Genomic DNA, 24,741 nt, shown 5'->3' with positions numbered 1-24,741 from the left:
GGGCCTGCCTGGTTGTTGGTGTTTCATCATCGCCTCCTTAGATGCCGTCGAGATAGCGGATCGACTTCGGCCGGCGGATATCGACCACGCCGAGACGGAAGATGCCGGGCACGTCGAACTTGATCGGGTCTGCCATGCGGGCCAGGAACCGGAAGGGCGTCGGTGAGTTGTCCGCGGACAACTAAGCTCGAAACGGCATCAGGGTTAAGCATTTGTAAATTCGTAAGAAAAAGGGTCTTATTGTAACTGCGCAGTTTATCGCATCTTAGCGCTAATTGCGCAGTTCGAGGGCCAAGGATGTTGCAGCCAAAATTGGCGGCGGCCCTGAGCGCGGTTGAGGCTGGTGCACGGCATTTGCCGGCGGCGTTTCCTCCAAAACGACTCCATACCCGGCGATCACGGCATCCTCTGGGACCACGAGCAAATCCCTTGAGCGCTGACGGAACCGACTTGACAATTCGGCGGCCGTCCGACACGTTCTTAACAAAAGGCACAACAAACTTACAAAAGTTCAAGTTGGCACAATCTGGCCGATAGGGAGAAGGCCGATGCGTCTGTGTGACCGAGCGGAGATTTGCGCGTGAGCACGGTGACCGTGACCCGCGAAGCGCCCAGATGGGCCCTTCCCCGGTTCATGACGGCCGAGCATCCTTTCCCCTGGCTCGCGCCGATCACGGTGATGCTTCTCGTTTTCGGCATCTATCCCCTCGCCTATTCGGTCTGGCTGTCGCTTCACAAACGCAATGTCGTCTCCCGGCAGCTCGACTTCGCCGGGCTCCACCAATGGACGCGCGCCTTCTCGGATGCGCGTATGTGGCATTCGCTGGAAACCACGCTGATCTATACCTTCGTCGCGCTTGCGGTTCAGCTTGCGCTCGGCATCCTCATCGCAATTCTGCTTGACACCGATCGCAAAGGTTACGGGGTGCTGCGGGCGCTGATGACACTGCCGCTGGTGGTGCCGCCTGCGGTGACCGGAATGATGTTCCTGCTGATGCAGGACGGCTCTTTCGGCGTCCTGTCGTTCTACCTGTATGCCCTCGACCTGATCTCGCCGGCACAGCCGATCCTGACGCAGCCCGGAACCGCATTGGCGGCGATCCTGCTGGCGGACATATGGCAATGGACGCCGTTCATGGTGCTCATCATCCTGGCAGGGCTCAGGGCGCTGCCGAAGGAACCTTTCGAGGCAGCCGCGATCGACGGTGCCAACGGCATCCAGACGTTCTTGCGGCTCACATTGCCGATGCTGCGCAAGGTGATAGCGGTCGCGGTGCTGATCCGCGGCGTCGATCTCTTTCGCATCTACGACTACGTCTACATCATCACCGCCGGCGGGCCAGGCACGGCCACCGAGACGCTTTCGTTCTACGCTGGCCGTATCTACTTCACCGGAGACTTCCCCTATGCCGCAACCCTGTCGCTGATCGTGCTCGTCGTCTTGATCGTCGTGTCGAACCTCTTCGTCAGGCTGTTCAAGGTGAGGTTCTGATGGAGTCGTCGCGCGCCCAAACGATCGCCCGCGACGTGCTCGCCGTCCTGGTGGTGGCGATCTTCATGTTCCCCATCGCGTGGTGGGCCCTGTCGTCTATCAAACCCTATTCGGCGATCTTCGACCGCAGCGGACCGGTCTACACCGGTTTCACGCCGACGCCGGACAATTACCGCGTGACGTTGCTTGGCGTCTCACGCGTCGACATCGGCATGGAACAGGGCGGCGAGGCGGCCGGGGTGATCAAGGGGGGCGCCAGCTCCTACGATTCGCGCCAGTCGTTGCTCGACAGCGCCATCATAGCCGTCGGATCGACTGCGCTGACGCTGCTGCTGGCCACGCTGGCCGCCTATTGCCTGTCGCGAATGCAGTTCAGCGGCCAGCAGTCCTTCCTGTTCTGGATTCTGTCGCAGCGCTTCATGCCGCCAATCGCGATCGTCATTCCGATCGTTTTCATGTTCCGCGATCTCGGCTTGCGCGATACCTATACGGGCCTCGTCCTCGTTCACAGTTTGATCAACCTGCCGCTGGCGGTTCTGCTTTTGAAGTCGTTCTTCGACGATGTTCCGCGCGAGGTTGACGAGGCGGCGCTTATTGACGGCGCGACGCGCTGGCAGACGTTCCGACGCGTGGTCCTTCCCATGGTCAAGGGCGGCATCGCTGCGACGGCGGTGCTGTGTTTCATCTTTTCGTGGACCGAGTTCCTGCTCTCACTGTTCCTGACAACGTCGATCCGCACTGTGCCGGTGAAGATCTCGACCTTTGTCACCTCGACCGCGACCGAGTGGGGCTACATCACAGCGCTCGGCACGTCCGCGATCATACCCAGCTTCATCTTTATCCTGCTGGTTCAACGGCATCTGGTCCGCGGCCTCACCCTCGGATCGCTGAAGGAGTGAGGCGCAGACGAGAAGAACGACGACAGAAACGCAATGGAGGAACGATCATGAGCTTCAGTGAACACGACAAGAAGACATTCGTCGCCGATACCTGCAATGACTTTACGGCGCGCCGGATAACCAAACGCGACTTCATGAGGAAGATGGCGCTCGCCGGTGTCGGCTTTTCCGCCTTCGGATCGGCCATGCTAGGTGGTGGCCGCACCAATCGGGGGATGCTGGGCCTCGGGGTTGAAGAAGCCCGCGCCCAGGACGCCGATATGCTGAAGTGGCTGGCCGACGTCGGCAAACCATATGCCGGCACCAAAATCCGCTACACTTCGGAAGCGACGCCGCCAACGATTGTTGCCAACCAGCTTGTCGCGGGTGAATTCACCAAGGCAACGGGCATTGAGGTTGAAGTCGAGATCGTGCCGCTGGAGCAGGTTCTCGCCAAGGCGACGCAAGACGTACAGGGCCAGCTTGGCACCTACGACGTCTACTATCTCGACCAGTCCTGGATGGCGACATTTGCCCAGGATGTCGTCGATCCGCGCGAGTATTACGACCAGAACAAAGAACTGGCGATGCCCAACTTCGACTGGGACGATTTCTCCAAGCCGCTGGTCGAGGGCATCGCCATGTACAACGGCAAGCAGTGCGGAATTCCATTCGATATTCCGATCTTCATCCTGATGTACCGCAAGGATCTTTTCGACAAACACAACATTGCGCTGCCGACAGACCTCGACGCCTACCTCAAGGCCGTGCAGGCGCTCACAGAGGCAGAAAAAAGCAACGGCATCTTCGGCACCGCGTGCCAGGCGAAGTCCGGCCACTATTCGCTGGAATGCGACTGGACCTTCGCATTGTGGGGCCATGGCGGTTCTGTCTTCAACAAGGACAAGAAGTTTGTCGGCAATGACGAGCGCGGCGTGGCCGGGCTCAAATTCTATCAGGAGCTGGTCAAGAACTCGCCGCCGTCGGCGACGACTTGGACCTGGGACGGCCAAGGACAGGCCCTGACACAGGGACAAGCCGCCATGGCAATCACCTGGGGCGAGGATTTCCCCGGCTTCGATGCCAACGATTCCAAGGTCAAAGGCCTGTTCGAGGCCCTGCCCGCGCCCAAGGAAGTTCCTGGCCGTCGCGCCGCTGCCGATTGCGGCTTCAACGAAATCCCGGCCGTCGGCCACCAGGGCGGCTCGACGATCTCGCTGTCGCAATATTCCAAGAACAAGGAAGCGGCATGGCTGTTCATGCAGTGGGTCTGCTCGAAGGATGTCATGGCGCGGGTATCGACGCTCGGCGGCGGCGCCTCGCCGATGCGCAATTCCTCTTTTACAGATCCTCGGGTCAAGGCGAAGGCCGTTGTCGGCCCCGGAACAACACGCCATTTCGACGCGATCAAATACACGATCGACAATCAGATGGGATCTGAGCCGGACATGCCGATCTGGGCGGATCTGTCGAACAACGACATTCCGGTTGAGCTCGGCAAGTTGCTTACGGGCCAAGACTATGGCGGCGATGCCAAGGCGTGCCTCGATGCCATTGCCGGCATTGTCGACGGCAAAGTCAAGGACGCCGGTCTTTAGCGGCTAGTCGGTGATTTGGGCGAAGGCGGCTTCGGCCGCCCTCGCCGTTTGGCAACGTGGCGGCAATGGTTCCTGATCTCGTCATCGGCATTGATTCCTCGACCTCGGCAACCAAGGCGATCGCCTGGGACCGCAATGGTCTGGCCGTGACCGAAGGTCGTGCACCGCTTGCAATGTCCAACCCGCGTTCGGGCTATTTCGAGCAGGATCCGGCCGAGTGGTGGACCTCGACGGTCGCAGCGCTGCGCGCTGTGACGTCAACGGTTTCGCCGGCACGCATTGCCGCCCTTGCGATTGCCAACCAACGCGAAAGCTTCGGCCTTTTCGACGAGCAAGGCCAGGCGGTCGGGCCGGCAACGCTCTGGCTCGATGAGCGCGCCCGTGGGAAAGCACGCCGCTTCGGCGAGAGTTTCGGCGCGGCACGCGTCCACGCAATATCCGGCAAGCCGCTGGACGTCATTCCTTGCCTTTACCGCATGATCTGGTTCCGCGAGCAAGAGCCCGAGATTTTTGCCCGGGTGGAGCGGATGGCCGAAGTCCACGGCTATCTGGTCTTTCGCTTGAGCGGCCGGTGGGTGACGTCCACCGCATCCGCCGACCCGATGGGCATACTCGATATGCGGGCTATGGACTGGTCGAACGATATACTGGAGGCAGCGGGCGTCGCCCGGCGCATGATGCCAGAAGTGGCGCGGCCCGGCACCGTTCTGGGCCAACTAACTTCGGAAGCGGCCATTTCGACGGGCCTGCGCGAGGGCACGCCGATCGTCGCCGGCGGCGGCGACGGTCAATGCGCCGGCACGGGCGCTGGTGTGTTGCAGCCGCGATGCGCTTACATCAACCTCGGCACGGCGGTCGTCTCCGGCAGCTTCGGCACGGACTACGTCCACGACCAGGCCTTCCGCACCGAAACGGCGGTCGCCGATAATGGCTACATCTACGAGACGTGCCTTCGCGCCGGCACTTTTCTTGTCGACTGGATGGCGCGCGAGATGCTTGGCGTCGATCTGCATGGCGCAAGCGATGCCCTGGAGGCGCTCGAGGCCGAAGCCGCTGCCAGCCCGATCGGCGCAGGCGGCATAATGCTCCTGCCCTACTGGCAGGGCGTCATGGACCCACACTGGGACAGTGCGGCCCGTGGTGTGATTGCCGGGCTTTCGGGCTCGAGCCGCCGCGGCGACATCTATCGCGCCGTGCTGGAAGGCATAGCGCTGCATCAGGCCGCGACAAGTCAGCGGGCGGCTGCGGCTGCCGCCCAGACTATCGACCAGTTCATAGCCATCGGCGGAGGAGCGAAGTCCGACCTGTGGATGCAGATTCTGGCGGATGCACTCGGCCGTCCCGTAAAACGTTCGACGACCGTCGAAGCCTCCTCGCTAGGCGCGGCGATGGCGGCGGCAAAGGGGATGGGCTGGTTTTCCACCATCGCCGAAGCGTCGCTCGCAATGGCCAGCGAGCCGGCCAAAACCTTCGAACCGGACACGAAACGGGCCGCGCTCTACGCCGAACTTCTTGCGATCCATGCCGATCTTTGGCCAACGCTTGCAGCCTGGAACCAGCGCCTCGCGGCCTTCATGGAGGCCGATCATGGCTGAAACGACCAACTGGAACGCGTTGATCGAGGACGTTGTAGCTGGACGCTGGACAGATCCCAAGACAGGCGCGGCCGCGGTCTTGCCGTTCCAGACGATCGAATTGCTGGAGACGACGGAAGGCCGCGAGGCGGATCTCGTTGCGCCGCTGAAGCTAGGCAGCCGCATCGCCGTGGTCTCCGATATCAACACCGTCGATGTGATGGGCAGGCGCGTCGCGAAGGCGCTGCGTGCCATCGCCGACATCGATGAAATCGTGCTGCCTGACGGCCTCGACTGTGATGAGGCGACGATCCAGGTGGTCAGGGAGAAGACACGTCACGCCGAAGGGGTCGTGGCCGTCGGGTCGGGCGTCCTCAATGACAGCTGCAAGCATGCAACCTTCCTCGACGAGCGACCCTATGCCGTCTTCGGCACGGCCGCCTCGATGAATGGCTACGGCGCCTCGACAGCGTCGGTGACCTTGGCCTCCGGGCTCAAGATCTCGCTGCCCTCACACGCCCCCAGGGGCATCTTCCTGGATCTTGGCGTGTCGGCCGCAGCGCCCGCCTGGCTCAGCGCCGCCGGGCTTGGCGACAGCCTCTGCCGCTCCACGGCCCAGATCGACTGGTGGGCTTCGCATCGGCTGTTCGACACTTACTATTCCGAGGTGCCCTACCAGCTGCAGGCGGGCGATGAGGAGCCGATGCTGGCCCATGCGCCTGGCCTTGCCAGGCATGACGTCACCGCTGTCGGGCATCTCCAGCGCGTCCTGACGCTGTGCTCGATGGGCGTGTGCTTTGCCGGCGTTTCCCATCCCGGGTCCATGGGAGAGCACCAGATTTCCCATTGGGTCGACATGTTCGCGGGAGAGCGTCATCCCGGCACCACGCACGGCCAGCAGGTGGGGGTTGCCTCGTTGGTCATGGCGCGGCTGCAAGCGCGGCTGCTGGACATGGAAAAGCCGCCGCAGGTGAAGCCGACCGCCATCGACGAGGCGGCGATGCTGGCCCGTTATGGCGCGCAACTTGGACCACTTTGCATTGCCGAGATGAAGAAGACGGCACTCGACGCCAGCCAGTCGGAAATCTTCAACCGCAGGCTTGCGGAAATCTGGCCGGCGCTGCGCCAGGAGGTTCGGCCGATGGCAATGCCGGTCGCCCGCATGGAGGCAGCACTCAAGGCTGCGGGAGGGCCGGTCACCGGCGCGGAACTAGACCTGCCGCGCGCGCTTTGGCACGACGCCATTCGCTATTCGCGAGAAATCCGCGGCCGATGGTCCTTTGTCAACCTGGCCGCCGATGCGGGACTCTTGGAAGAGTTTCTGGAGAGCGAATGGTGAGAGCGCATCCGATCGCCAATCGCTCGCATGGCGAAAATGAGATCCAACCGGCAAGGGCAATCGAAGGGTAGCAATTTATGGCGTCTGTCACCATCAGCAACATAAAGAAGGACTATGGCGCCCTCTCGATTATCGATGGACTCGATCTCTCGATCGAGGATGGCCAGTTCGTCGTTCTGCTGGGGCCGTCCGGCTGCGGCAAGTCCACTCTGTTGCGCATGATAGCCGGTCTCGAGCCCATCACGTCCGGTGAGATCGCCATAGGCGACAGGGTCGTCAACATGCTCCATCCCAAAGACCGCAATATCGCGATGGTCTTCCAGAATTACGCGCTTTACGCGCACATGACCGTCTTCGACAACATGGCCTTTTCCATGCAGTTGAAGAAGCGCCCCAACGAAGAAATCAAACAGAAGGTCGGGTGGGCGGCGTCGATCCTCAACCTGACACCCTATCTGGAACGGTATCCCCGCCAGCTTTCGGGCGGCCAGCGGCAGCGCGTCGCCATGGGTCGCGCCATCGTGCGGGACCCAACTGTGTTCCTGTTCGACGAACCGCTGTCCAATCTCGATGCCAAGCTGCGGGTGCAGATGCGCACCGAAATCAAGGAGCTCCACCAGCGGCTGAAGACCACCACCGTCTATGTCACGCATGACCAGATCGAGGCCATGACCATGGCCGATGTCATCGTCATTATGCGCGACGGCCATATCGAGCAGATCGGGCGCCCGCTCGATGTCTACGATCGCCCGGCAAACCTCTTCGTCGCCTCCTTCATCGGCTCGCCCGCAATGAACATGTTCCATGGCGAGGTGGCTTCCGAGCGCGACGCCTGGGTGGTGCGGACCGACGAGCTATCCCTCCCGCTGCCGCCAGGGGCTGCGGTCCGGCCCGGCCAAAAGGTGATCTACGGCATTCGCCCCGAACATCTTCGACCAGTGGCCGACGGGCGCGGCATTCCGGCGAGGATTACGGTTGTCGAGCCGACTGGCCCCGAAATCCACATCTTTGCCAGCATGGGCAACGCCGCAATCTGCTCGGTGCTGCACGACCGTATGGAAGTCTCTCCTGGAACTGTGATCCATCTGGAGCCGGCGCCTGAGCGAATCCACCTGTTCGACCAGGGCAGTGGCGAGCGGCTGGACAAGGGAAGAAGCTGAATGGCGCGGATCATCATCCTCGGCGCCGGCGTCATGGGCTCTGCCATGACGCTTCCGGCCGCTCACGCTGGTAACCGCATCACTCTTGTCGGGACGCATCTCGATGGGGAGATCGTCGGCTCGGTGGCCAGCACAAGTCATCACCCACGCCTCAACATCGCTCTGCCTGATGTGGTAACCGCCTGTTCCTGGACCGAATTCGCTGCGGCGATGAACGATGGACCCGATCTGCTTGTACTCGGCGTCTCGTCGGCCGGCATTCCTTGGGCGATCGACCGCATTGCAGAAAGCATCAAGTCGCCCGTGCCGATACTGATGATTACGAAAGGGCTTGCGGCAAGCGACGAAGGCGTGGAAATCCTGCCACATCTGCTTGCCCGCGAGATCGAGCAACGCACTGGCTTGTCGGTCCCGGTGATGGCCGTCGGCGGACCGTGCATTGCCGGCGAACTGGCGGCGCAGCGCGACACCTCTGTGATCATGGCCGGGCATGATCCCGACCAGGTCGCCGCGGCGTCCCGCATTCTGCGCGCGCCTTTCTATCATGCGCGATCGTCACCCGATCTCGTTGGGGTCGAGATCTGCGCCGCTTTCAAGAATTTCTACACACTCGCCGTTGGGGCTCCCGTCGGGCTGCTCGAGCGCGACGGCAAGGCGCCCAATGGCGCACTCATGCACAACCTGGCCTCGTCACTTTTCTCGCAGTCCCTCGCCGAGATGGCGATTCTGGTCGAAGCCCTGGGTGGAAAGGTCGAAACAGTGCTGGGGCTGGCCGGCTCCGGCGATCTTTACGTGACCTGCCAGGCGGGCCGTAACGGTCGCATGGGGCGCCTGCTCGGCCGCGGCCTGCCCTATTCCGTGGCGAAGCGCGAACATATGAGTTCAGACACGGTCGAGGGCGCGCAACTGGCGCTGGACCTTGGTCCGACTTTGAAGAATATGATGGCCCGGGGTGTACTTCCCCACGATCGCCTGCCGCTGACGAGCGCCATCATCGACGCAATTTGCCATGATGCTCCGCTGGTTTTGTCCTTCGACCGCTATCATCGAGGCTAGCGGAGCCGGGAAACTCGATTGATGCCTCATATCGATGAGCACATGGCTCCGCCGAGCCGCTCTGGACCCGCTGCCGCGGAGTGGACAGGATGATCTGATGGAGAAACCAGCGCGAAAGAAACGCGATGGCCGCCAAGCCGTAACGAGTTCCGTCACGGCCGATCGCGAGGAAGGGCTGCTCGTACGCGCCGCCTGGCTTGCTTATGTCGGTGACCTGACGCAAGCACAAATCGCCAAGTCTCTTGGCCTGACACGCCTTCGCGTCAACCGGATGCTGGCGCATGCCCGTCAGCGCGGGATCGTTCAGATTCGCATCAATTCCAAGGTGGCGAACTGCATCGAGTTGGAGCACCGGCTGCGGGACGCCTATGGCGTTTCCGACCCAATCGTGGTTCCGACACCGCCCGATCCCGCCCTGGTGCCACAGGTGATCGCAGCCGCTGCCGGTGAAGCCCTGTCGCATAGAATCCGTGACGGGATATCGGTGGGCGTGGGATGGGGACGGACGCTCCAGCTTAGTCTGCGCTCAGTGACCGTACGCCCCGTCAGAGGGATGTCGGTCGTTTCCCTGCTCGGCGGGCTCACGCGTGGATCGGCGATCAACATCTATGAAATCGCCTCGCGGCTCGCGGCGCTTTTCGACGCGGAATGCTTCTACATCGCAGCACCGGTGTTCACGGATACGGAGGCCACGCGCGATCTGCTTATGCGCCAGTCCATTCTGGAAGACGCCTTCACCCATGCCCGCGACGTTGACGCCGCTTTCGTTTCGGTGGGCGCGGTGCACAAGGACGCCACCATCTTTCGGATCGGACTGGTAGGAGACGATGATCTCAGATCGCTCCAAAAAGCCGGAGCCGTCGGCGATATCTGCGGCCACTGGATCGGCGCCGACGGACAACTCGTCGATCACCCGCTAAACAGCCGAGTCATCGGCCTCGCCCCCGAACATCTGCGCGACATCGACACTGTGATCCTGCCCTCCGGCGGCCTCGACAAGGTTCCGGTGCTGCGCGCCGTGTTGCGTCTGGGAGTCGTCGATGTGCTGATCACCGACGAGAAAACCGCCGAGGCGATCCTTGCGGAAAAGCCGTAGCCCAGACTGACCTCTACCAGCCGAGCGGCTCGCGAGTGACCGCTTCTTCGCGTCACAGAACCTCGTGGATTTCCTCGATCGAAGTCTCGCCGATCCGCTTGTCGAGAACGATCTCGCCGCGCGCCATCGCCACGACCCGGTCACAGCATTCGAAAACATGATGCATGTTGTGGCTGATGAAGACGCTGGTGATGTTCTGGGCCTTGAGGGCGCGAACGAAGCCGATCACCTTTCGCGTCTCCTTCACCGAGAGATGATTGGTCGGCTCGTCGAGGATCATGACTTTCGACTTGAAGTGCATGGCCCGGGCGATCGCCACGCCTTGGCGCTGGCCGCCCGACAGTTCGCCGACCAGCGCGTCGGGCGACCTCAGATGCAGATCGACATCGGCGATCGCCTTGACGCTTTCGTCACGCATGCGCTTCTGGTCCAGGATGCCGATGCCGAAAACCGAGCCCTTCACCGGCTCGCGCCCGATGAAGACGTTGCGGGCGATGGTCATGGTCGGGACCATCGAATTGTACTGGTAGATCGTCTCGATGCCGCGATCCATGGCGTCGCGCGGGTTAGAGAATCGGACCGGTTCGCCTTCGATCCTGATCTCGCCGCCGTCGGGCTTTTGGGTGCCTGACAGGATGTTGATCAGCGTCGATTTGCCGGCGCCGTTGTCGCCGACGAGGCCCAGCGCCTCGTCTGGGTAGATGTCGAGAGTGACGTTCTTCAAGGCGTGGACGCCGGAATACCATTTCTGGAGTCCCTTGATCGCGATGATGGGTGCCGCCATGATCAGGTCTCCACCTTCATCGCCCTGCCCCGCTTTCGAAGCCAGGCGTTCACGACGACCGCGAAGATAGTCAGGAAGCCGATTGCCATCTTGAACCAGTTGGCGTCAACCTGGCTCAGCACCAGTCCGTTGTCGATGACGCGGATCAGGGCAGCCCCGATGATGCCGCCGAAGATGGTGCCAATGCCGCCAGTCAGCGAGGCGCCACCGATGACGGCAGCCGACACGGCTTGCAACTCCAGCCCCTCGCCGATCGAAGGCAGCGGCGCGCCAAGCCGCATCACCTGAATGGTGCCGGCAAAGCCGGCGAGCACCGAACATATCATGAAGCAGGCGACCTTCACCCGGGCCGTCGGGATGCCCATCGATTGCGCGGCGGGCAGAAAGCCGCCGGTGGCGCGCACCCAGTTGCCGAAATTCGTGCGCGACAGAAGCACCGTCACCAGGATTGCCACGGCGAGAAACCAGAAGAACGACATGCGAAAGAGGTCGCCCGGCCCCACATAGATCGTAAACAGCCATTTCGGCAGAGCGTTGGCCGGGATGACAGGAGGGAAGCCACCGGAGATTACCACCGTCAGCGAACGCGCGATGAACAGCATGCCAAGCGTGGTGATGAAACTTGGTATCGCGAAACGAATCGTTATGAACCCGTTGAAGAAGCCAATCAGGGCGGCGATCGCGAGCCCGGCGGCAAAGGCCGGCGCGAACGGCACGCCTGCCGCCAGCATCACCGCCATGGTCATCGGGGTCAGCGCAAATACCGAGCCTACCGAAAGATCAAACTCGCCGCATATCATCAGCAGGGTCACGCCGATCGCGACCAGCCCCATTTCGGGCAGCAGCCCGAGCATTCCGCGCACGTTCTGTGTGTTCAGAAATACGCCGTTCGAGCGAATCTGAAAGACGAGGAGGAGGAGGAGCAGGAACACGACCGCCGCAAGCTCCGGCTTCTCCAGATAAATCTTCATCAAGCGCTTCATCATTCGCTCCGGCTTGGGATTGTTTGCGCTGGCTTGTCGCATCGGCAAGGGGATGGCCGCAGTCTGTCTGCTACCGCCCCTGACAAGGGAGATGCCGTTGGAGGATGGGACGGAGCCGACGCCCAAGGCCGTGCTGCCTGGCCCTCCCCTTGCCCTCTCCGCGTAAGAACGAGGAGAGGACGCCGGCTTCGCGCCTACCGCACGCCTTGTGCGGCCAGTTCCTTGAGCTTCGGCACGTCTTCCTTGACGATGATGCCCTTGCCGGTGTCGATGTCTGCCGGCAGCAGACCGACGTTCTTGGCGAGATAAGCTTCCATCACCGGCATGAAGCCCTGCATGTAGGGCTGCTGGTCGACCTGGACCTGGATGTAACCCGCTTCCATCTGTTGCAGGACTTCCGAGACGATGTCGAAGCCGCCCATCAGCACCTTGCCCGGCTCGATGCCGCGATCGATCAGGACCTGGGCCACGTAGGCATGCCAAAGGCCGGTGTCGAAATACACCGTGGTGTCCGGGTGGGCAGACAGATAGGCGCCAACACGATCGGCGACGACGGCGCCATCTGTGCCGGTGTCGAGCCGTTCAATGACCACTTCGCGTCCGGCATTCGCGGCCTTGTATTCCTCAAGGAACTTCATGACGCCGGCAGCGCGCTGTTCCGACCAGTTCTGACCGGGCGCGGAGACGCCGACGAGCGCCCTGATCTTGCCTTCCTTGGGGAAGAACTCGGACATCTTCTTGCCGAGTTCGTAGCCGGCGGGAATGAAGCCCTGGCCGATGAAAGCCTGGCGGGCATTGCCAGCTGCACCCTCGGTGTCGTCGACGTTGGACGCGATGACCGTGACGCCGGCAGCGCGGGCGTCGGCGATGATCTGGTCGAAGGCATTGTTGTCGACGATCGAGGTGATCAGCGCGTCCGGTTTTGCCGCGAGTGCCGCCTGCATGTTGGCCGATTGTTGCTCGATCGAGCCTTCGGTCTGCGTGAAGACCATCTGGCAATTGGCCTGGATCTTGGCGCAGGCGTCGTCAAAGCCCTTCTTCACCGCCTGCCAGAACGGGTTCGACGCCGACGAATGATGCGTGAAGACGATGTTCATCGGCTCCTGTGCGCGTGAGCCGATTGCCGAGCCACCAGCCAGTACTGCTGCCAAGGCTGCCGAGATAAGTAGCTTCTTCATGGTTCTCCTCCTCCGTAGAAAGCTGCTTCAGGTTCATTTTCAGAGAGTAGATGCGTCGCTCACCCGTCGAAGCGCCGTGAAGGCGCGATCGATCTCCGGGTTCAGTTCCATGCCGAGGCCCGGTCCGGGGGGCACGGTGATCATGCCGTTCTTCACCTGCGGCAAAGCGGTCACAAGGTCGCGGTACCAGGTCTTGTAAAAGGCCCTGACACTCTCCTGGACAAGCGCGTTCGGCGCATTCAGCGACAGGTGGGTCGATGCGCCGAGCACCACTGGACCGGTGCAGTCGTGTGGCGCGACCGGCAGGTGCCATGCTTCAGCCATGGCAGCGATCTTGCGCGCCTCCGAGAGCCCGCCGCACCAGCTGATATCAAGCATGATGACACCGGCCGCTCCGGTTTCGAGAAGGTCGCGGAAGGCCCACCGGGAACCGAGCGTTTCCGAAGCCGATATCGGCGCCAGCGAAGCCTCGGCATAGCGTTTCAGGCTGGACAGGCTGTCCATCCTGATTGGATCTTCGTGCCAGAAGGTCTTGTGGGGGGCAAGCTCGCGAGCGATCTGCATGGCCGGCAGCAGCTGCCACATTGAATGGAATTCAACCATGATGTCCATCTTGTCGCCGACCGCATTGCGGATTTTCTCGAACGGCGCCAGCGCGGAATTCAAGTCGGGTTGCGATATATACTGGCCGCGCGTTTTCTCGGCGGCCATGTCGAAGGGCCAGATCTTCATGGCCGTGATACCTTCCTCCAACAACGAATGCGCCAGTTCGTCGGCGCGGTGAAGGAAGCCGTTCAGATCATCATAGGCGTCGCCGGGCTTGTCGAGCCCGTAGTTGGCAGTCGTCTGCCCGGTGGCCTTCTTGATGTATTCGGTTCCGGCACAGGTGTTGTAGGTCCTGATCTCGTGCCTGGTGAACCCGCCGAGGAGTTGTGCGATCGGCTGACCCGTCGCCTTTCCGAACAGATCCCAAAGCGCGATATCGAAAGCGGAATTGCCCCTGACTTCCGCGCCCGTCGATCGGAAACCGAGATAGCCGACGAGGTCGGCGGCAAGCAGGTCGATCTGCAAGGGGTCGCGCCCGATCACGCACGGCGCGACATATTCGTGCAGATAGGTCTCGACGGTTTCAGCCATGAAAAAGGTCTCGCCGAGTCCGACGAGGCCTTCGTCCGTGTGAACCAGGACCCACAGAAGGTTCGGCCGCTCCTTCAGCCGCAGCGTTTCCAGTTTCGTGATCTTCATTGCGCCCCTGCTCCTCAGGCGATGCCGGCCGCCAGCAGGGCCTTGACGCTCTCGTCAAAATGCCTCGCCATCAGGTCACGCGCCGACTGGGGATCACCGGTCTCGATTGCTTCGGCGAGGTCGATATGGATCTGGATCATCGCCAACTGCTCGGCATCCGAAGGGCGGGTCCGCCAGCCGATCGGCCAGGTCTGGCGCGATACGCGCTCGAACGCGCCGACGATGAGGCTGAAAACCGGATTCTTCGCAGCCTTGGCGATTTCGAGGTGAAAGGCGAGATCGTGCTCCATGACCTGTTCCGGCCGCTGGAAATTCTCGCGCATGGCGAGCGCGTGCGTCCTGATCCTTTCCACTTCGTCGGCGGTTCTGCGCAAGGCCGCCAGCATGGCAGTGCGGGTCTCAATCGTGCGGCGCACGTCGTAGATTTGCTGCACCGTGATCTGCTCGGTGTGGACGCCATGCTCGATCACCAGTGACATGGCGCCATAATCCAGCTCGGCGACGGTAGCCCGTCTGCCCGCCCTCAGGTCGATAAGCCGCATGGCGGCGAGCGAGCTGAAGGCCTCGCGAACCACGGTACGCGAGACGCTCAATTGTCTCGAAAGCGCGGCCTCGCTGGGCAGCCGGTCGCCGGGCCCGAGCTCATGCGCGCGGATATGGCGCGTGATCTCGCCGATCGTATTGCTGACCAGGCTCGCTGCGTCGGAATGTTTTGCGGATACGGCCGTGCTCACGCAATCTCCAGTTCAGGAGTGGGCAAACCTGTATGGCAGGTTTTCCAGATATGTTGATAGTACACAGGAAAGCTGTAAGTCAATCGAGTCTTCGCCGGGAGACCCTCGGCATCATCGCCGGGGAGATCGATGACCACAGGCTTGCATGAGCGATGCTGTTGACTCGACCGGGTGCGGGAGCCTGCGTGGTCGAACAGCGATCATCGCGCTTGGGTAGGGCAGACATTCTCGTCGTGAACACTGGCGGGCGGCCGACCATGCCGCCCGAAAATATCTCGACGGACGATTCACTGCTATTTCGATCGACGCACCCCATATGAGCGGAAAGAGTGTCACTTGAGGACTTGCCTATGCTGATTTCGCGTTGGGGACGGTTTGCAGTTTTGTTTGCGGGGTTGTTCCTGGCATTTTCCCTGGTCGCTGTGGATCACGCCGATGCGCGCCGTGGCGGCAGCTTCGGCAGTCGCGGCATGCGCACTTTCCAGCCGGTCCCGCCGACCAGAGTTGCGCCGCAACCGGCCGCACCGGTCGAGCGCTCGATGTCGCCCAATGCGGCCGCGAACAATGCGGCCCGTCAGCCGCAGGCATTCCAGCGCCCGGGCCTCTTCAACGGCCTCGGCGGATCGATGATGCGTGGGCTGCTTCTCGGCGGTTTGATCGGCGTTCTTCTGGGTCATGGGTTCGGCGGCTTGGCCGGCATGTTGGGTCTTTTGCTCCAAGTACTGCTGTTCGGCGGCGCGATCATGCTGGCGATCCGTTTTTTCCGCTCGCAGGCGGCGCAAAGCCCAGCGTCCGTTACGGCTGGTGCCTCGCGGGGCACCGGGACCTTTGCGCGAAACGCAGCAGCGCGGCACGAGCCGAGCAACGGCCCGACTTCCTCCATTACCGGCATCGGGTCAGGATTTGGCGGAACGAGCCAAGCCAACGCTTCCGATGAGATCACACTCACCCAAACCGACCTCGACACGTTCCAGCAACGGCTGACGGAAGTTCAGGAGGCATTCGGGCGCGAAGATCATGCTGCATTGCGCCGGTTGGTGACACCCGAGATGGTGTCCTATCTGTCCGAGGAACTTGCCGACAATGCCAAAAAGGGCGTCAGGAACGACGTGTCGGACGTCAGCCTGCTGGAGGCCGATATTGCGGAAAGTTGGCGGGAGGGTGATCGCGACTACGCGACGGCTGCTTTGCGCTATGAGTCTCGCGACGTGACCCGCGACCGCATCAGCGGCAAGATCGTTGAGAGCGGGGCCGATCAGCCGACGGAGACGGCCGAACTGTGGACCTTTACGCGGCAGAACGGCGGTGACTGGAAGCTTGCCGCAATACAGCAGCCTGGCTGATGTGCTTGCCTTCGTTGAGATCTCTGCCCAGAGGTTGTTCAGGCTTCGCGCTACCACTCGAAGACCAGCGCCCTTTCCGCGCTTGATCAATCCGTCACGGACTGATGCGGTAGCTCACCAGCGCGCGCCGGCGTCGGCCGGTCGGTCAATCGAGTCTTTAGCACGTCGATGAGGCTGATTGTGATGGCGATCACCGCAGGTCCGAGGACAAGGCCGGATGCTCCGAACAAGACGATGCCGCCGACCGCGCCGATAAAGGCCACCACCGTGTGGAGGCGCAACCGATTCCCGACAAGCATCGGATAGAGCAGATTGTCGATGCCGCCGACGATGACGCCGCCCCAGACGGTCAATATCGCCGCGCTGGCCCAAGCTCCCTCCAGTGCGAGATAGACCGCTGCGGGCACCCAGATCACAAACGCCCCGAGCACGGGCACGATGGCAAGAAGTCCCATGACAAGGCCCCAAAAGACTGGCGTCGGCAGGCCGAGCCACCAGAACATCAGGCCACCCAATGTTCCCTGGACGGCGGCGACGAACACGGTGCCGAGCAGTGTTGCATGGACGGTCTCCGCAAAGCGAGACAAGATGTAGGCTTTCTCCGGAGCGCGCAGGGGCGAAAGGCCCGCGACGGCTTGCAGGCCATGTTGGCGGTCGAGCAGAAAATAGAACAGAAGATAAAATGTCAGGCCGAACATCGCGACTTGATAGATGGAGCCACGCAATAGCGATGTGCTTTGTCCCGTCAGCCATTGCACGAATGCGGCGACTGAGCCGGCCGGATCGAATTGGTTCTCGATCCATTGGGCAATGGCCGAAAGCGTGGGATAGCCAGACATGAAGCCGACTGCGTCCCAACCGCGGATGACCTCCTCCAGATAAGTCGCTCCGTTTACCGCCTCGCGAACGAGCTGTTGTGCGACGAGCGCCAGCGGCAGGCCGACGGCGATCGCCGCGACGCTTACCGATATCAGCGCTGCCAGGTTTCGATTTCCGACCCGTCTCTCAACCCACCGGTGAGCCGGAGACAGAATAATTGCCAGGACGAGCGCCCAGGTCAATGCCGGCAAAAAAGGCCACGCCAGCAGATAACAGACATATAGACCGATCGCCGTCGCTGCCAGGACGCCGAGCAATTTCAATTGTTTCACATCCGGCATCTGTTTCAGATCGGGCATCTCTCGCTGTCTCACAAGCCCAGCGAGCCTAATGGTTTTCCCGAAGAAAAGGCCGGTTGCCGTACCCTTACGGTCAGGCTGCCGCTGAGGCGCTTCGAGTGACCTTCAGGGGATTTTGACGGCATGCAAATCGAACCTGATATCGCTCGCCTGCGCTTTGACGGCCTTTCAGCCCGTCTTTGACAGGCAGATGGGGGCTTGAACAAAAGCGACGACAGGAAAACGCTTCAGAATTCCCACGGAGATGTCAGAACGAGTCCTGCCGTCTCGAAGTCAGTCAGATTGCGCGTGGCGAGGCGGCCCCCGTTTACTCGAGCGATCGCCGCGATCATGCCATCGGGTGCCGACATGCCGCGTCCCTGGCGAGCAGCAGCATCCATAATTTCCCCATAAACCAGCGCAGCCTCTTCTGTCAGACCGAAGATGCGGTCTGCGAAACGCCGGCGCCAGTCCGACAACCCTTGCTCCAGCCGTTCGGCACGTTGATCCGGTCTTATCTTCTGGATGCCGAACGCGATCTCGGCAATCGTCACGGTTGGAAGCGCGAGTTCGGCATCGTATCGGATCAGCCAGGCAATGACTGCCTCGTCTGGGGTCTTTTTCAACGTTTCGGAAACGACGTTCGTATCGACAAAGATCAAAGCTCGACGCCTCGATTCGGCCGGCGACTCTCACGGATCACCGCCTCAAGGTCGATGTCTGTGCCGGATTGCGCTGAAAGCCGCGGGTAGAAGGCAGAAGCAGGCTCACGACCGGCCTCGCGGACCTCGTAAGATTCGAGGGCGCGCTCGACCACCTCCGCAATCGAGCGGTTTTCACGACGGGCAAGCCGGTGTGCAAGATCACGCGCCTTGGCGCTGCGGACTGAGAGTTGTGGCTCGGCCATATCGGACTCCTTGGCACCCATGTATAGGCTCATTTCGCCTGCTAGCAAGATGGCATCTGATGGCTTGATGTCAAAACCGATGTTGCAGCGAGTTGCGGCTGCGCAGAAATAGGAGATAAAATGTCAGGCCCAGCGTCGGTTGCCGTACGGGTTGTGGTGCTGTCAGGATGGCGAAACCAGAAGGCGTTGGGTGCCTAGGCAAAGCCAAAGCGCGATTCAGGGGTTTTGCAGCCTATCAAACCGCTCGCTGGGGCTTCAATGGCGGCTATCAAGGCGGAAAGTTCGTCAATGACTGGCCCTAACGGCTTGCGACCGAACCCGATGGACCAGTGCCGAGCGACAAACGGCATAGACGCATTCTCCGAACCAATCGAGCGGGCCACATGCTTTGGGCGCGCGCTGTTGGCTCGCGCTCCTGTTTCAACGATGTCGCCGAGGCGCGCGATCCGGCCCGTCATCCAAACCTGCCAGCGAATAGCTCGTGCTTCGCCCGCCGGCTTCATCTCTCACGAGTATCCCTTGCGCCAGGAGATCATTGATATCGCGCAAGGCCGTGTCAGGTGAGGTCTTGGTCAGCACTGCCCATTTCGAGGAGGTGAGCTTGCCTTCGAAGCCGTCCAGGAGCCGATTGACGACGTTGCGCTGGCGTTCGCTTAGAGGTCGTTGGACCATCTCCTCCCAAAAACGGGCCTTTCGCAGCACATTGGCCAAAATCTCCTCGGCCCCGCTGAAGGCGCGGTCGAGACAGCTTAGAAACCATTGCAGCCAAGGGGTGATGTCGAGAGTGCCCTTCTGCGTCCGTTCAAGGATGGCGTAGTAGTCCTTCCGCTCCGCCCGGATTTGCGCGGACATGCTATAGAACCGCTGAGCGCTGCCCTCCGATCGCGCCAACATCATGTCGGCGATCGCGCGGGCGATACGGCCGTTGCCATCCTCGAAGGGATGGATGGTGACGAACCATAGATGGGCGACCCCCGCCTTCAGAACGGGATCAAGCGGCGCGTAACCGTTGAACCAGTCGATGAACGCGGCCATTTCAAGCTTAAGCCGGGCCGCTGCTGGAGCTTCATAGTGGACTTTCTCCCGACCGGTGGGACCTGAGACGACCTGCATCGGACCAGAGGCTTCATGCCGCCACGCACCGACGATAATCTTCGTCATGCCGCTGCGACCCGTCGGAAACAGGGCCGCATGCCAGGCGAACAACCGCTCATCCGTAAGTAGCGCCTGATAGTTCTGAGTTGCGTCGAGCATCATCTCGACCACGCCCTCGACATCGCGGTCGACCCGCGCCAGTGCGCCAATATCCATGCCCAGTCGGCGGGCGATGGAAGACCGCACCTGTTCCTTGTCGAGAATTTCACCCTCTATTTCGCTGGATTTGAGAACGTCCTCCGTTAGGGTCTGAAGCACCGCCTCGGCACGCAATTCGAAGCCTAGCGCCTCCATCCGTCCCAGCAGCCGGCCCTGCCGATGGCGCACCGTCGCCAGTTGATCGGCAAGGTCCTGGCTGCGCCACTCGAACTGCGGCCAGTTTTCAAGCTCATAGATATAGGTCGCCATATTCTCCGCACTCGTTGCGTCGAATATGGGCTCCAATCGTCGTATATGCAAGATCATTTGCCGCAATTTCTGCGGTGAATAGACCACCTAAACACCGCATGGTCACGGCTTATTATTCCCCATTGTCAGCTTCTTCTCTCAAAGACCTCCCATTTTGACGCTATATCTCGTCAGGTTATGAGGCATTTTGCGATTAGGCAGTGAGAATGGCACTGGTCCAGTACTCCGACAATGGCTTCTTCGCTCCGCGCACGATTGCCGATCCTTTCGCACGACGAGCGACGAACCCGGCCGAACTGCCGGGCTGGGCAAGGATGCCGACCAGCACAAGCTGCGCGTCCGGTCGGGCAAGACCCGGTGCCATCTTCGGCTAAACCCATGGCTCACAGCGGGGGCCGCCAAGGCCAATTCACGCTCCAGGGCAGCGTTGGCGACAAGAAGCGCCTTTGCTGCTTCTCTGGCCCACCACGGGCCGCGAGGGCTTCGTCCGCCGCAAGCTCCCAGTCGGCTGCAGGATCAAGTTGCTGTTGCTGCGACCTATCGATTTGGTCGCCCATGGCTATCAGCCCAACACTACCGGCGTGTCGTCATAGCTGTTGGCGACACCGGTCAGGCCGGGAACAGGGATGACCGTGCCATGTCGAAGGCATCATAGTCTGCAAAGCAGATTGGGACCCAGTTCGCAACCCCATCAGGGCCAGCAGCGTCGAATGGCTGCATCTACAGGCCGGACAGACGACTGCACCCGACCAACGCGCCACAACAGAGGACATCGCAGGTGCCGACGCCATGAGCGGCGCTGCGCCATCACCCGACATCGCAAATCGACCTTAGGCTCTTGTTGTCAAGGTAGAGAGCTGGTCAGTGTCGTAACGGTTCCGCAAGTCTGCAAGCGCTTTCGGATTCGGAGGGCCGTGCGCAGCGAGCCTGGCAAGCTCTTCAAAATAGTGTTCGTGTCCAGGCGGAGAGACGGTCATCAGCACCCGCGCCAGCTCTTCGCTGACATTGGTGATGTTGTGCGGAATGCCCGGTGGAATGAACAGGTAGGTGCCCCCGGTCGCGCGGATCGTCTTGTCCCCAACATGCCAGACGCATTCGCCCTCAAGAAGGTAGAAGGTTTCCTCCTGCACGCGATGAACATGAAGGCCGGTAGCGAACCCGCTCGGGATCGTCCAGTCGAACATGCTCGTGTGTTTCGTATCCTTGCCGGTGACAAGGAACACCATCGGATAGCCACGTAGCATGACCCCCTTATTCTGGTCGGGCATGCGAATGACGGGAGCGACGCTCATCTGATCCTCCATTGGCTCGGCGCTTCTTCCGCAAGCACCGGCTCAGGTTGCCCTCGCCATTTCGACAAGTCGTGAAGCGGCTCCGAAATCGTTGCGAAAAATTCACAAACGGTATCTTCTTCGGGAATGGCGACAACTCTTGCGTTTGGCGCGCATAACTTGACCATCGCTCCGGTGGCTAACCATTACGTCGCTGCAGATAGCGATACCCTGGCCCGCAGCGACCGCGTCGACCGCATGCGGTTCCTCGCGAAAGCTCAGATTGTTGCTGTCCCGGATGTCGAGATCGATAGAGCGGGCAACGCCAGATATCGCGACCAGGTTGGCGCCGCGCGATCACGGTTTATCCAATCAAAATGGATGAGCGGCTAGCTTGGATGCTTTCGGAACGATCCGTGGTCGTGTCGGCTATGCCTTCGACCGCTGGCTACCGTACGTCCGCTGGCGTTGCGATGGGGAAGTGAAGATTGATGAGCACATCTTTGGAGCGAGCGAGAGCAAGTTTCAGACATGCTATGCAGCCCCGCGCACGGCCGATTGCGACCGCGCGCCTGACGGCGGCGGGATGATGAAGCTGTCGACCTCGTCCCCGGAAGGCATGCCGGAAATGTCCATGGCGAACTCAATGAGAAATTAAGCGCTGTGTAAGGGCATCCGTCATTTTCATCTGTGGCCCGGCCCCGCCCAAGCACACGAGGCGTGCCAACTCGAAGCCTTGGCAATCAATTGCTTCGACCAAACGTTGCGAATACCTGACGCCCGATTTCCTTCTTCTAGTTTGGCGTTTTCCGGGCAGAACTCTACCGGGCGCAGGCGTTTTTCACCATGAGCGCCGTCAGGTGCGAGCATCTCGACTGCGGCAAGGATGCCGGATGGGGATTTGCCAAGTCCAGACAGCCATCGCATTGGTCCTGTTTTGAATACCGCGCCGACGGCGATGCATATCTCTGAGGAGCAATTCGAAAATGATCAGTCCGCCAAGGCGACATGGCGAGTACGCGACCGCGAGACGCCATCCCGCTCGCGATGATGCGCGCGGGCCGGCCTTGACGATCGCCAGACCGGCGCCAGACGGCGGGGCGTGGTCGCCGGCGCTCGGCGGCGTCATCGTGGTGAATTTGAGACGCTGTTTCAGCTGCTCCCCGCAAACTGATTTGCGATCGAGACAACTTTACCCGCTGGCGAAACGGACCCTCAATATGCTGCCTCTAGGTTAGTCCCAGCTAAATGAAGGGGGCTTTCATGCGGGTGACCGAACGATTTTGGCGTTCAGAACGCGGCAACCTCGCCGTGGTGTTTGCGTTGGTCTTGCCGGTCGTGCTGTTGGGCGTCGGAGTGGCGATAGACTTTGCGCGCGTGAGCCGAACTGCCCAACAGTTGCAGGAGGGAGCCGACTCCACGGCCCTTCAGTTAGCCGTGGCAAGCGCGAACAGCAGCGATATGACGTCGGAGCAGCGTCAGCAGAACGTTGATACTTTCGCCAGCCCCACCTTTGTGGCCACGCGAAGTCCCTATAGTGGTGACGCCCACCAGACGGTTGGTTCAACCAATCCCACAATTGTCACGGTTCTATTGCACCAACCCCAGGAATTGGCCTTCTCGGCAATCCTTGGCGTCGCTAAACTTGATATTAGCCGAAGCGCAACCGCGATTGCCTATCCGCGATACCCAGTCTGTCTTCTCGTGCTAGATCGGTCCGCCTCGAACGCATGGTCGAATTCGGGGTCTTCGTCGATAAATGGCCAGAAATGCGTTGCGCAGGTGAATTCAAGATCGGGGTCTGCGCTAGCCACGAATGGCGCATCGTCCATCAGAACATTGGTGACGTCAGTCGTCGGCCCCTCCGGGCCGTCTGCCGGCTTCAACCCTCAACCGCTTTTCGATCAGAAAGAGTTGGCAGATCCCATTATCTCCCGAGTGGTCTGGCCAACAGACAATGTCTGCACCTACAATAACCTGGTGATCAAAAACGCCACCGCAAATCTCGTTCCCGGCACTTTTTGTGGAGGGCTCATCCTGTCGGTCGGAGCGGTGGTCAATCTTGCTGCGGGAACGTATGTCATCAGGACGGGAGGGCTTTCGCTCTCCTCTGGCGCGGTTCTCGATGCAGCTGACGGTACCACCATCGTTCTACTCGACGATCAGGCCACCACTACAATGCAGGCCGGCGCCAAGCTACGCCTGACGGCGCCGACCAGCGGTCCGTGGATGGGGATCGCGCTAGCTCAAAAACCCCAAGGCGTGGAGAGAACCTCCACGCTCATTGGCGGTGGCGATACAGATCTAGGCGGTATAGTCTATCTGCCGTCACAAAAGCTTTTTCTTACAGGTGGGGGTGCATTGTCGACGGACAGTAAGCCTCGCATCTTTGTGGTCAACCGGATCGAGATGAACGGCAATGGCTCAATTTATCTTGCTGGCGCAAGTGACTTATTGACAACGAATTCTGCAACGAGACTGATGAATTGAACTTAGCTATAGCCGGCGCGGTGTTGTGGTACAGACTCATTTGAAGTTCGCTTGCTTCCGTGTTGGACGGAGCGGATATCGAAGGCAACGCGGGACCTCGAGTGGTAACGAATTTAGTCAATCAGCGGATTGTATCGGTTGCTTGATTGACCCGCAGCGAAGCGGCTCGTCAGTCCCTGCCTGGTAGTGAAGCACTGTGCCGATCCCGCTGAGTAGACCGTATGTACGAGGTGATGCGCTTGGGACAGCCCGGACCGGGCGATTGGCGCCCGGAGGTCGAGCGGGCTTTCGCCCACGCTGGCGAGAGACGCCGAAGCGCGTTCTCGACGCCGCTCCGGGATGTGGGCCCGAATGCCCGGTTGCAATCTCGGCTGTCGGCCACGCGTAGTTGACGTCCGCGCCGATATGCTTGGGAGCCATGACGTCATATGCCCCGCCATAGTGGCGGCTGACGCCTGAGCGGCAATGTCATGGTCGGTTTCTTCGAGACCAGCCGCATTGTTAGGGTCGCCATGAACAACACATGTCCCTGTGCGCGACGAGCCGCGACCACGCTGCCCTACATCGGGCAACGCCGTCGGGCGGCTTCGCGGCAAGGTCGATCCCGGTTCCGGTCTCGGCTTGCAGGAGGTCAATTGACGACGCCAGCCTTGTCGTACGTGGGGTTCGTGAGAAAGCTTAGCTACGTCAGCGACATTGACATCGAAAATGCGATCACCGAGCGAAACGTGCAAATGTCGCTCCGCTGACGCTTCAAAGCCAAGCCCGCGCGCGTCACCGATAAGAGCTTTAGCTATCGCGTTGGCGGCATCGTCGCGGTGCCTTCGGAACGTCGAATAGCCGCCCACCCATGGCGCTTGCAATCGATCTCGGCGCGGGTTTTCCCTTGTCTC

The 24,741-nt window shown here is 61.1% G+C and carries 23 protein-coding genes and 3 pseudogenes; 12 read left to right on the top strand and 14 right to left on the bottom strand.

Annotation, left to right across the window (positions count from 1 at the left end):
• Positions 1-37 precede the first annotated feature (37 nt).
• Positions 38-163: pseudogene (locus NKI72_RS22455) on the bottom strand (major capsid family protein); the annotation flags it as partial.
• A 417-nt stretch (positions 164-580) separates the two neighbouring features.
• Here NKI72_RS22455 and NKI72_RS22450 point away from each other — a divergent pair.
• From NKI72_RS22450 to NKI72_RS22415, 8 genes are all read left to right on the top strand, one after another.
• A complete protein-coding gene (locus NKI72_RS22450) occupies positions 581-1,492 on the top strand; it encodes a carbohydrate ABC transporter permease (RefSeq protein WP_352850933.1) in 912 nt (303 codons plus the stop codon).
• Positions 1,492-2,391, top strand: coding sequence for a carbohydrate ABC transporter permease (locus tag NKI72_RS22445; RefSeq protein ID WP_352620264.1), 900 nt, complete (start codon positions 1,492-1,494; stop codon positions 2,389-2,391). The genes NKI72_RS22450 and NKI72_RS22445 overlap by 1 nt, the downstream gene beginning before the upstream one ends.
• A gap of 47 nt (positions 2,392-2,438) precedes the next feature.
• Positions 2,439-3,968 (top strand): ABC transporter substrate-binding protein, encoded by a 1,530-nt coding sequence (locus NKI72_RS22440; protein ID WP_352474344.1) that lies wholly within the window; start codon positions 2,439-2,441, stop codon positions 3,966-3,968.
• A 65-nt stretch (positions 3,969-4,033) separates the two neighbouring features.
• Positions 4,034-5,563, top strand: a complete 1,530-nt coding sequence (locus NKI72_RS22435) for a xylulokinase (RefSeq protein ID WP_352850932.1) — start codon at positions 4,034-4,036, stop codon at positions 5,561-5,563.
• Positions 5,556-6,881 (top strand): iron-containing alcohol dehydrogenase, encoded by a 1,326-nt coding sequence (locus NKI72_RS22430; protein WP_352850931.1) that lies wholly within the window; start codon positions 5,556-5,558, stop codon positions 6,879-6,881. The genes NKI72_RS22435 and NKI72_RS22430 overlap by 8 nt, the downstream gene beginning before the upstream one ends.
• A gap of 77 nt (positions 6,882-6,958) precedes the next feature.
• The gene (locus tag NKI72_RS22425) at positions 6,959-8,041 is read left to right on the top strand and encodes an ABC transporter ATP-binding protein (protein WP_352744618.1); all 1,083 of its coding nucleotides are present in this window, start codon (positions 6,959-6,961) and stop codon (positions 8,039-8,041) included.
• Entirely contained in the window at positions 8,042-9,097 is a 1,056-nt protein-coding gene (locus NKI72_RS22420) for a hypothetical protein (protein ID WP_352850929.1), read from the top strand.
• Positions 9,098-9,194: 97 nt separating this feature from the next.
• Positions 9,195-10,193: a sugar-binding transcriptional regulator gene (locus tag NKI72_RS22415; RefSeq protein WP_352850928.1), complete on the top strand. Its 999-nt coding sequence runs from the start codon at positions 9,195-9,197 to the stop codon at positions 10,191-10,193.
• Between the two features lie 52 nt (positions 10,194-10,245).
• Here the strand turns inward: NKI72_RS22415 and NKI72_RS22410 are convergent, their stop codons facing one another.
• The 5 genes from NKI72_RS22410 to NKI72_RS22390 form a co-directional block, all read right to left on the bottom strand.
• The gene (locus tag NKI72_RS22410; RefSeq protein WP_254819755.1) at positions 10,246-10,977 is read right to left on the bottom strand and encodes an ATP-binding cassette domain-containing protein; all 732 of its coding nucleotides are present in this window, start codon (positions 10,975-10,977) and stop codon (positions 10,246-10,248) included.
• Between the two features lie 2 nt (positions 10,978-10,979).
• Entirely contained in the window at positions 10,980-11,960 is a 981-nt protein-coding gene (locus NKI72_RS22405) for an ABC transporter permease (protein WP_352503300.1), read from the bottom strand.
• A gap of 194 nt (positions 11,961-12,154) precedes the next feature.
• Positions 12,155-13,138 carry a sugar ABC transporter substrate-binding protein gene (locus NKI72_RS22400; RefSeq protein ID WP_502895713.1) on the bottom strand — a complete coding sequence of 328 codons (984 nt, stop codon included), beginning with the start codon at positions 13,136-13,138 and terminating at the stop codon, positions 12,155-12,157.
• Between the two features lie 39 nt (positions 13,139-13,177).
• The gene (locus NKI72_RS22395) at positions 13,178-14,383 is read right to left on the bottom strand and encodes a mandelate racemase/muconate lactonizing enzyme family protein (protein WP_352503248.1); all 1,206 of its coding nucleotides are present in this window, start codon (positions 14,381-14,383) and stop codon (positions 13,178-13,180) included.
• 14 nt (positions 14,384-14,397) lie between these two features.
• Complete coding sequence (locus NKI72_RS22390; protein ID WP_352474355.1) at positions 14,398-15,117, bottom strand: FadR/GntR family transcriptional regulator; 720 nt, start codon at positions 15,115-15,117, stop codon at positions 14,398-14,400.
• A gap of 353 nt (positions 15,118-15,470) precedes the next feature.
• On the opposite strand from NKI72_RS22390, the gene NKI72_RS22385 reads away from it, so the two are divergent.
• Entirely contained in the window at positions 15,471-16,460 is a 990-nt protein-coding gene (locus NKI72_RS22385) for a Tim44 domain-containing protein (RefSeq protein ID WP_352850944.1), read from the top strand.
• Between the two features lie 86 nt (positions 16,461-16,546).
• Here the strand turns inward: NKI72_RS22385 and NKI72_RS22380 are convergent, their stop codons facing one another.
• From NKI72_RS22380 to NKI72_RS22355, 6 genes are all read right to left on the bottom strand, one after another.
• Entirely contained in the window at positions 16,547-17,638 is a 1,092-nt protein-coding gene (locus NKI72_RS22380; RefSeq protein ID WP_352850927.1) for an AI-2E family transporter, read from the bottom strand.
• Positions 17,639-17,865: 227 nt separating this feature from the next.
• Positions 17,866-18,279: a type II toxin-antitoxin system VapC family toxin gene (locus NKI72_RS22375; RefSeq protein ID WP_352850926.1), complete on the bottom strand. Its 414-nt coding sequence runs from the start codon at positions 18,277-18,279 to the stop codon at positions 17,866-17,868.
• On the bottom strand, positions 18,276-18,524 hold the full coding sequence (locus tag NKI72_RS22370; protein ID WP_352455498.1) for a plasmid stabilization protein: 249 nt from the start codon (positions 18,522-18,524) through the stop codon (positions 18,276-18,278). Before NKI72_RS22370 ends, NKI72_RS22375 begins: the two co-directional genes overlap by 4 nt.
• 420 nt (positions 18,525-18,944) lie before the next feature.
• Positions 18,945-20,087: a Fic family protein gene (locus tag NKI72_RS22365; RefSeq protein ID WP_352850924.1), complete on the bottom strand. Its 1,143-nt coding sequence runs from the start codon at positions 20,085-20,087 to the stop codon at positions 18,945-18,947.
• 193 nt (positions 20,088-20,280) lie between these two features.
• Positions 20,281-20,451 (bottom strand): hypothetical protein, encoded by a 171-nt coding sequence (locus tag NKI72_RS22360; RefSeq protein WP_352850923.1) that lies wholly within the window; start codon positions 20,449-20,451, stop codon positions 20,281-20,283.
• Positions 20,452-20,917: 466 nt separating this feature from the next.
• Positions 20,918-21,379, bottom strand: coding sequence for a cupin domain-containing protein (locus NKI72_RS22355; protein ID WP_352771252.1), 462 nt, complete (start codon positions 21,377-21,379; stop codon positions 20,918-20,920).
• 159 nt (positions 21,380-21,538) lie between these two features.
• On the opposite strand from NKI72_RS22355, the gene NKI72_RS22350 reads away from it, so the two are divergent.
• From NKI72_RS22350 to NKI72_RS22340, 3 genes are all read left to right on the top strand, one after another.
• Positions 21,539-21,751: a hypothetical protein gene (locus NKI72_RS22350; RefSeq protein ID WP_352831906.1), complete on the top strand. Its 213-nt coding sequence runs from the start codon at positions 21,539-21,541 to the stop codon at positions 21,749-21,751.
• A 1-nt stretch (position 21,752) separates the two neighbouring features.
• Entirely contained in the window at positions 21,753-22,016 is a 264-nt protein-coding gene (locus tag NKI72_RS22345; RefSeq protein ID WP_352850922.1) for a hypothetical protein, read from the top strand.
• Positions 22,017-22,621: 605 nt separating this feature from the next.
• The gene (locus NKI72_RS22340) at positions 22,622-23,848 is read left to right on the top strand and encodes a pilus assembly protein TadG-related protein (protein ID WP_352831905.1); all 1,227 of its coding nucleotides are present in this window, start codon (positions 22,622-22,624) and stop codon (positions 23,846-23,848) included.
• 360 nt (positions 23,849-24,208) lie between these two features.
• Here NKI72_RS22340 and NKI72_RS22335 read toward each other — a convergent pair.
• Both NKI72_RS22335 and NKI72_RS22330 read right to left on the bottom strand, forming a co-directional pair.
• Positions 24,209-24,289 (bottom strand): annotated as a pseudogene (locus tag NKI72_RS22335) (carboxyl transferase domain-containing protein); the annotation flags it as partial.
• 2 nt (positions 24,290-24,291) lie between these two features.
• Positions 24,292-24,511, bottom strand: a pseudogene (locus NKI72_RS22330) (aminoglycoside phosphotransferase); the annotation flags it as partial.
• Between the last annotated feature and the right edge of the window lie 230 nt (positions 24,512-24,741).

It is taken from the genome of Mesorhizobium sp. M0437, assembly GCF_040321335.1.
GTDB lineage: Bacteria > Pseudomonadota > Alphaproteobacteria > Rhizobiales > Rhizobiaceae > Mesorhizobium.
Note: the sequence above shows the minus strand (reverse complement) of the source record. Positions and strands in the feature narration are given on the sequence as shown.

Coding starts and splice junctions, on each gene's coding strand:
- NKI72_RS22445 (WP_352620264.1), top strand. CDS start 1,492: ATGGAGTCGTCGCGCGCCCAAACGATCGCCCGCGACGTGCTCGCCGTC.
- NKI72_RS22440 (WP_352474344.1), top strand. CDS start 2,439: ATGAGCTTCAGTGAACACGACAAGAAGACATTCGTCGCCGATACCTGC.
- NKI72_RS22435 (WP_352850932.1), top strand. CDS start 4,034: ATGGTTCCTGATCTCGTCATCGGCATTGATTCCTCGACCTCGGCAACC.
- NKI72_RS22430 (WP_352850931.1), top strand. CDS start 5,556: ATGGCTGAAACGACCAACTGGAACGCGTTGATCGAGGACGTTGTAGCT.
- NKI72_RS22425 (WP_352744618.1), top strand. CDS start 6,959: ATGGCGTCTGTCACCATCAGCAACATAAAGAAGGACTATGGCGCCCTC.
- NKI72_RS22420 (WP_352850929.1), top strand. CDS start 8,042: ATGGCGCGGATCATCATCCTCGGCGCCGGCGTCATGGGCTCTGCCATG.
- NKI72_RS22415 (WP_352850928.1), top strand. CDS start 9,195: ATGGAGAAACCAGCGCGAAAGAAACGCGATGGCCGCCAAGCCGTAACG.
- NKI72_RS22410 (WP_254819755.1), bottom strand. CDS start 10,977: ATGGCGGCACCCATCATCGCGATCAAGGGACTCCAGAAATGGTATTCC.
- NKI72_RS22405 (WP_352503300.1), bottom strand. CDS start 11,960: ATGAAGCGCTTGATGAAGATTTATCTGGAGAAGCCGGAGCTTGCGGCG.
- NKI72_RS22400 (WP_502895713.1), bottom strand. CDS start 13,138: ATGAAGAAGCTACTTATCTCGGCAGCCTTGGCAGCAGTACTGGCTGGT.
- NKI72_RS22395 (WP_352503248.1), bottom strand. CDS start 14,383: ATGAAGATCACGAAACTGGAAACGCTGCGGCTGAAGGAGCGGCCGAAC.
- NKI72_RS22380 (WP_352850927.1), bottom strand. CDS start 17,638: ATGCCCGATCTGAAACAGATGCCGGATGTGAAACAATTGAAATTGCTC.
- NKI72_RS22370 (WP_352455498.1), bottom strand. CDS start 18,524: ATGGCCGAGCCACAACTCTCAGTCCGCAGCGCCAAGGCGCGTGATCTT.
- NKI72_RS22365 (WP_352850924.1), bottom strand. CDS start 20,087: ATGGCGACCTATATCTATGAGCTTGAAAACTGGCCGCAGTTCGAGTGG.
- NKI72_RS22360 (WP_352850923.1), bottom strand. CDS start 20,451: ATGGCACCGGGTCTTGCCCGACCGGACGCGCAGCTTGTGCTGGTCGGC.
- NKI72_RS22355 (WP_352771252.1), bottom strand. CDS start 21,379: ATGAGCGTCGCTCCCGTCATTCGCATGCCCGACCAGAATAAGGGGGTC.
- NKI72_RS22340 (WP_352831905.1), top strand. CDS start 22,622: ATGCGGGTGACCGAACGATTTTGGCGTTCAGAACGCGGCAACCTCGCC.